Annotated in this window: 8 protein-coding genes; 4 read left to right on the top strand and 4 right to left on the bottom strand. The window is 58.9% G+C overall.

Annotation, left to right across the window (positions count from 1 at the left end):
• Positions 1–578 precede the first annotated feature (578 nt).
• Positions 579–1,673, top strand: coding sequence for a nucleotidyltransferase family protein (locus AKG11_RS32940; RefSeq protein ID WP_050747069.1), 1,095 nt, complete (start codon positions 579–581; stop codon positions 1,671–1,673).
• Between the two features lie 369 nt (positions 1,674–2,042).
• On the opposite strand, the gene AKG11_RS35000 is transcribed toward AKG11_RS32940, so the two are convergent.
• Both AKG11_RS35000 and AKG11_RS35005 read right to left on the bottom strand, forming a co-directional pair.
• On the bottom strand, positions 2,043–2,390 hold the full coding sequence (locus tag AKG11_RS35000; protein WP_050747070.1) for a hypothetical protein: 348 nt from the start codon (positions 2,388–2,390) through the stop codon (positions 2,043–2,045).
• Complete coding sequence (locus tag AKG11_RS35005; RefSeq protein WP_156334226.1) at positions 2,380–2,565, bottom strand: hypothetical protein; 186 nt, start codon at positions 2,563–2,565, stop codon at positions 2,380–2,382. The genes AKG11_RS35000 and AKG11_RS35005 overlap by 11 nt, the downstream gene beginning before the upstream one ends.
• A gap of 199 nt (positions 2,566–2,764) precedes the next feature.
• Between AKG11_RS35005 and AKG11_RS34210 the strand changes: the two genes are divergently transcribed.
• A complete protein-coding gene (locus tag AKG11_RS34210; protein WP_082342971.1) occupies positions 2,765–3,784 on the top strand; it encodes an ISL3 family transposase in 1,020 nt (339 codons plus the stop codon).
• A 94-nt stretch (positions 3,785–3,878) separates the two neighbouring features.
• On the opposite strand, the gene AKG11_RS32955 is transcribed toward AKG11_RS34210, so the two are convergent.
• Positions 3,879–5,150 (bottom strand): LTA synthase family protein, encoded by a 1,272-nt coding sequence (locus AKG11_RS32955; protein WP_197284068.1) that lies wholly within the window; start codon positions 5,148–5,150, stop codon positions 3,879–3,881.
• A gap of 437 nt (positions 5,151–5,587) precedes the next feature.
• Here AKG11_RS32955 and AKG11_RS32960 point away from each other — a divergent pair, with 437 nt between their 5' ends.
• Together AKG11_RS32960 and AKG11_RS32965 are read left to right on the top strand one after the other, a co-directional pair.
• Complete coding sequence (locus AKG11_RS32960) at positions 5,588–5,845, top strand: antitoxin (RefSeq protein WP_050747073.1); 258 nt, start codon at positions 5,588–5,590, stop codon at positions 5,843–5,845.
• Positions 5,842–6,159: a type II toxin-antitoxin system RelE/ParE family toxin gene (locus AKG11_RS32965; protein ID WP_050747074.1), complete on the top strand. Its 318-nt coding sequence runs from the start codon at positions 5,842–5,844 to the stop codon at positions 6,157–6,159. Before AKG11_RS32960 ends, AKG11_RS32965 begins: the two co-directional genes overlap by 4 nt.
• Before the next feature lie 29 nt (positions 6,160–6,188).
• Here AKG11_RS32965 and AKG11_RS34215 read toward each other — a convergent pair whose 3' ends face one another.
• Positions 6,189–6,587, bottom strand: coding sequence for a hypothetical protein (locus AKG11_RS34215; protein ID WP_371260179.1), 399 nt, complete (start codon positions 6,585–6,587; stop codon positions 6,189–6,191).
• Positions 6,588–6,846: the final 259 nt, after the last annotated feature.

The following is a 6,846-nucleotide window of genomic DNA, read 5'->3' on the forward strand; positions in this document are numbered from 1 at the left end:
ATATGATCGCAAGCGATCGGTTCAAATTACTGCCGTCAATCTTGCAAGCCGGGGGCCGTCCACATATGCAAAATGAATTGCGTCGATCCGCTCGACTGGTTCTCCCACATATTGACCCGCATCCCTTAAGGCTGGCCGGCAGCCAAAATCGAAGCGCTTATGCCCCGGAACCTCCGGCCAGACGCCATCGGCTGACCGTTTACGTTCATGTGCATCAGATATTTGCCCGGTCTCTCACGGCTGTGACTTTGAGAGCGGCACAGGAGACCGGGCGACAACCCGAGCAATGTGCATGGTATTGTCCACTGGGGACTTCCCCTTTTTTCAGCCTTGCTATACCGATCTACGAAAAAGGTATAACGGCGTTAAGGCCATCGCGCTTGAAGCGGCAACAAACGAACTTAACATCTGCCAGCGGAACAAAAACGAGGCCCGCTGAAGCTGTTCTCAAGATTGGCGGCTATGCATAGATGAGGGGCGATACGAATACGCCTCAGGCTACCTCTGCTTTGAAGGCATGGGATTGAACGCTGGGAGAGGTCCAAGGGCAGTCGCCCTGTTGGGGAGCATCACTACCGATGAAGAAGATCGATCTCGTCTACCAGACTATGCTTGCGGAATTGGGCCAGCGATCCATGGACGCGGCATGGACAGCCGATTTTCCACCCGAGGGCCGCTTTCAGCGTGTCGTCGTCAAGGAGAAGGCCTATTGGTATTTCGACATCCCGGACGGCTCCGGCGGCAAGTCCCGGCGATACGTCGGCCCTGCTGATGATACGGAGATCGCGCAGCGTGTCGAAACCCACCAACAACAGAAAGACGATCTCATCGCTCGGAGGCGCATGGCTAGCACGCTGACACGCGACGGCGGCATGGTCGCCCCTGACGCGATGTCCGGCAACCTCGTCGAGGCACTCGCGGCCAGGGGCCTCTTCCGGCTCCGCTGTGTCCTCATCGGGACAGTCGCATTTCAGACCTACGCCGGACTGCTCGGCGTACGCCTGCCCTCGGCATCAGTCCTGACCGGGGATGCGGATATTGCGCAGGACTATGCGATCTCGCAGGAAGTCGAAGACAGCCTCCCCCCGATTGTCGAACTCCTGCAGAGAGTCGATCCCACCTTTCGACCCGTCCCTCATCGATCGGGATCCGTGGCTTCGTCTGCATTCCAAAATTCGACTGGATATCGCGTGGAGTTCCTGACATCGAACCGCGGCTCCGACGACTATATCGACCAGCCATCGAAGATGCCTGCCCTCGGCGGGGCGAGCGCGGATCCGCTTCGCTTCCTCGACTTTCTCATCAGGGAGCCTGTGCGGACAGTCCTGCTTCACAAGAGCGGTGTCCCTGTAACAGTCCCGGATCCGGCGAGATATGCCGTCCATAAGATGATCGTCGCCACGAGACGACGCACCGACGGTATGAGCGCGATCAAGCGGGACAAGGACATCCGACAGGCGGAGATCCTCTTCGAAGCCCTGTTCGAGACACGTAGAGCATCCGATTTCGCCATCGCGTTCGATGAAGCATGGAAGCGCGGCCCGGCCTGGCAAGAAGCCCTACTTCAGGCCGAACGGAGTATGCTATCGAAACCTGGAGCTAGCGCGTTTCGTCAGATCCTTTGGCAGGGGAATCAGGAAATCGGCAAGGAACAGTCTGACGATCCTGTATGAGGAAATGGAAAGAAGAAGGTGTATGCTGCCGCCGCCTACCGCAAGGCGCGCCCGATCTAGTCGACAGGCGCTGGAATAAGGAGATCAGGGCACCAGATGGCTCGGTTGGTCACAGAATACTGGAACTCTTCGTTATCGTCGAGTTGAAGAACAGGATCGCTGCCAACGAGATCTGGATCAAAGGGTTGCGTACATATTGGGCCCTCGACGAGGGTATGATCTCCCATCAGACTTATGCCATCATCAAGGCCGAGGCCCGCGACCAGTCCAGTCCGCCGCGCGCGTTGTCGCAGCCATCATGGGCGGCAACCACAGAAGATTTACCGCGCTTTGGAAAGGCCAAAGAGTCGAGGTCAGAGAGGCGGCGTATTAGTGCATCTGCTTCCTTGGTGGACGGAGGAAGGATGCGGCCTTATCCGACACGATTTTCAGGGTTTGCCATCCGGCCAGCTCGTGTTCTGCGATACGCGCCTCAATGGCGGTCAGCATCCATGCCGCAGCGGCGATGTCCTCGGCCGCCTTGTACGCTTTGAACCGCTCTAAGCAGGCAATGATACGCGGCCCGGCCGAGCCCTCTGCCAGAGCGATACCGGCGGCGAAGGCCTGCGCTTCCTCGTAGGCGTTCATAAGGCGCTGCCGGTCATCACCCTCGCTGTTGACGATGACCCCGAGCGTGTAGGTCAGCGTGTTCATGAGGTCGGTGGCTTCATCGTGCATGTTCAGTTTCCCTTATGCGCTTTGCCAGCCGGTTAATGGTCGAACTGGAACAGCCGGTGACGCTCTGGATGGTCGCCCACGGCGTGCCGCTGCGCAACATGGCCGTAATGGCCTTGTTGCGTTCCTCGTTCGGCGGGCGGCCTTTATAAGCCCTCGCCGCCTTGGCTTTGGCCATCCCCTGCGCCTAGTGATGCCTGCGGCTGTGGATGTCGTCGCGGTCAGCGGAGGCCAAGTGCCATGAGGTCGGCAGGTCGAGCGCCACCACGCGCATGTCATCACCGGATCAACTCCCCAGAAGTGGGCTCTTCTGCGCAATTTCGGTGCAACTTTCTGAATCCTGTTGATTCGACGTATGAATCTGCAGGAGCATCACGATGGCGAAACGCGTTCTCCCGTTAATCCCGTCACCATTGGTCGTTGACCATGTTGAACTATCGTCCGAGGCGATATCCATCCATTGCCGTTTCCGATCGCATACTGTGCGGTGCCCCGACTGCCTTCAAGCCTCTCAACGTTTCCACAGCCGCTATGTACGACAGCTTACCGATCTGCCGTGGCAAGGGCGCACCGTGACGATAGCGCTCAATATTCGACGCCTGCGTTGCAGCAATCACCGATGCCGAAGGCGTACATTCGCGGAGAGACACGATGACGTCGTACGGCGATATTGCCGGCGCACGAGGCGCCTCGCCGAGCTCCATCGCTGTGTCGGGGTAGCATTGGGAGGAGAGGCCGGCGCATGGCTGGTCGCGCGCCTCGGCATGCAGGTAAGCGCCGACACCATTTTGCGCATCGTGCGATCGGAAGCTGTCCCTGAGTTCAAGGTTCCACGTATTCTCGGGGTGGATGATTGGGCCTGGCGGCGCGGGCAACGATACGAGACTGTACTCGTCGACCTGGAGACGAACGACGTCGTGGATCTGCTGCCCGATCGCGAGATGAGTACACTCTCCACCTGGCTCAAGGACCATCCCGGCGTCGAGATCATCGCCCGCGACAGGGCTGGCGCATATGCACGTGGCGCCCGGGAGGGCGCGCCGAAGGCCCAACAGGTCGCCGACCGTTGGCATCTTCTACGTAACTGTTCGGACGCTTTGCAGAATGTCGTGGAGCGCCGATATCGCCTGGTTCGTGTTGCGCGCGATCCGTTCCCGCAGCGCGCTGATCTGGCTGTCCGAGAGTCCGATTTGCCATGGCTGGCCCTTCGTGAGCTGGCGCCCCTTAAGCCAACCAAGAGCGACGGCACGGTCGATGAGACGATACTGCAGCTCCGTGCTCTCCTGATGATGCCGCACCTGGTTAACGGAAGACTGGCGGACATAGATGTAGGCGAGCTTACCGCGATGCTCGGCCGTGACGCACTCGTCTGGGCTATGAGCTTGTGCGCAGCCTGACCCTTGTTGAGGCCGGCCTGACCGTGCCGCTGCAATGCTGGGCTGACCGCTTGTTCAGACGATAAAATCTAGGAGGTCCTTGTGTACCCACGCCTCAGTTATCGACGGGCGCGATGTATTCCAGCTTGTACCAGTCAATGAGGCCAGGTCGAAAATGCCGAACGGCGGAACGCGACCACATGGGGGTGTTGTGGTCACCGACCACCATGATGTCCAAAGGCGGCATGTTCGGGTCGGCGGCGATCGATGCCACTGTATCGAACACACCCATCCAGATTTCCGTGAGGTCGCAGGGGATGCGATCGGCTATGCTCGCGGCGGATGTACCGCAGGAGAGAGGACCGTTCTTGACGGGCACGTACGGTAGGTGGCTATCCAGGGTTAGCCAGTAGACGAATTTGCGCCGTTCGCCCGCCCCCGCAAGCTCCCGGTGGACGAGCCTGCCGACATCCTCGTCGCACAACCCTTGCAGGACTGAGCCGCAATGGCGGGCCGTGTCGTCCGGGAACATCCTCTCAAGGTCGTCACGGAAATTCGACGTCTGGATACCAATGTGGGGATACCATTCTCTGAGTGAGAGCAGCTCACCGTTGAAACCGTCATAACTGATTGTCGAGAACCCGCCTTCGACAAGTCGCGCAGGCAGGCAGTCGTATTTCTTGTCCTCGAGATAATCGGTAAAGGTGCCCCATCTGCCGCACAGCTCCCGCGACATGGCGCCAGTGGTCGAGCCATAATGGGCATTGACCCCGTGTTTCAGCTTGAAACGGTGGCCGGCGGCGGCGCGCAGTTTGTCTTCCAAAAGTGCCCGCTCGCCCGGATTGGCATAGGCCCCCATGCCCTCAACGAGCACGAGAAGCACATTTCGATCGTTTTCGATGATCATGTCCGATGTGAGATCCGCCTGTTGCAGCGCGCTTTCGAAGGTTGCCGGCACTCCTGGATTGTAGTTGTTCGTCGCATAGTCGAGGAGGATGAGCGCATTGACAGCGATCAGGGTCGGAATGAGGGAGGCCTGCTTCAGGCGGCCACGATAATGGTTGATCAAGTAGGCGGAGACGATGGCGACCGCGGCAAGTAGGGCGATACCCGCTGAATAGAGCAACGATGCACCGACATCGATATCTTTCAGGAATCCGATCGACGCAAAGGCGAGGCCGAAAGGCATATTAAACATCGCGGAAACGATGAAGAAGCCATCAACCACAGCGGCGATAAGGAAAAGCGGATAGGCGAGAGCCCTTGGTAGAACCAGCGAAAGCACGGCTGCGGCCAGGTAAAGCGCAGGACCCAGCGGGCGACGGATCATCAGCCATGGCGAAGCGAGCAGAAACAATGCATTCGGCACAACGACCACGATGAGCACGAAAAGCCATGTGTCGGAATAGCGAAGCTTCTCCCAAAGGGTTTTCGGGTGGGCGGAATACTCATCCGGAACCGCACTCATAGATTGTCTCCGTTATTCGGAGAACTATCTAGGGGGCCGAAGTTAAGGAGTCGCAAATGCTGGCTGAGAAGGCGACAAAGAGACTTGGCTTGCGGTGGAGTGATGATGTGAACGCCTCTACTCCGGCGACAGGGACCGCGGCTAGACTTTCAACCACATCCCTGCGGGCGGCCCGCTCGGCAAAATCCTGTACGTCCAGCAGATCTGTGCGGGGGNCGGCCTGGGGGGGGGGGGGGGGGGCGCTCAGTGATGGGCGTCCCTACCGCGATCACTTTCGCAGGATGCAGAATTCGCGCTTACCCACATTACCATATATGTGCTAATGTGGGTCTGTGTGAATCTACGGAGTGTGTTACATGAGCCGCCTGACTATCGATATAACCGACCAGCAGCACCAAAGCCTGAAGGCACTGGCCGCCCTGCAAGGCAAAACGATCAAGCAATATGCGCTCGAACGCTTATTTCCGGGTGGCGCTGCGGATACCGATCAAGCATGGCAGGAGCTGAAAACCCTGCTGGGAATGCGCATCAACGAAGGCTTGGCGGGAAAGGTATCCACCAAAAGCATTGGCGAAATTCTCGATGAAGAACTTGCCGGGGACAATCGCGCTTGACCCGGCACGACTACATCCTGACGGGTGCGGCAGAAGCCGATTTGCGCGGAGTCATCCGTTACACGCGCAAGCAATGGGGCGATGCACAGGTGCGCCATTACATCGCCAGACTGGAACAAGGCATTGCGCGCCTCGCGGCCGGTCAAGGGATTTTCAGGGACATCAGCGCGCTCTATCCGGAGTTGCGCATGGCTCGCTGCGAACATCATTACATCTTCGGCCTTCCGCGCGAGGACGCGCCGGCATTGATCGTGGCGATCTTCCATGAGCGCATGGATTTGATGGGGCGACTGGCCGATAGGCTAAACGACTGAGGTACAGCGCCGGAAGGATGCCGCGAAAATCAGGCAGACCGTCCGAGAACTCTATGGGCGGTAGCGCGATCCTTGCGATCCAGTTTTTGCGCGCTGCGCTGGGCATAGTTCCAGCTGAGTGCAGCGAGGTGCCGCTCAATGGTTGGGACGCTATTGGCTTTGCCGCCTCGCTCCGCCGAACCGGAGGCACAGGCGGTGATGTAGAGCCCGAGGACCTGCGGATCCGAGGAGAGGGGCGAAAAATTCTGGCGTCGGCACCAGGCGGAAGAATGCTTCCAGTCCGCCGCATAGGCCCGTCGCGTATTGGCTGAACTGGCCGCCTCGACGTAGCCGCGAGCGCGCTCGGTCAAGACCTGCAGCTGGGCGGGTAGGCCGGGTTTGGCGTCAGCCAAAGGCGAGGTCGGCCGAAACCCCGGCAGCGGAAACATCAGCGGAATCCGCTGTACTGTGCGGTAGCGTAGAGCGCTCCGGAGGGTGAATTTCGCCGTTTTCGTCGATGATTTGGGCCATTTCCTATATAAAGAGCATAATGTGATAATGCCACGGCGCTGGCGTGATGCGCGGTATCGTTTGTTTGGTGAGGCACATATCGGCAGAAGCATTGCCACTGATACGCCGCCTCGCTGACTTCGACTCTTTAGCCTTCCCAAAGTGGGGTGAATCTGAATCTCTGGTGCAAACCGGAGG

Source organism: Shinella sp. SUS2, from assembly GCF_001262505.1.
In the GTDB taxonomy this organism is placed as follows: domain Bacteria; phylum Pseudomonadota; class Alphaproteobacteria; order Rhizobiales; family Rhizobiaceae; genus Shinella.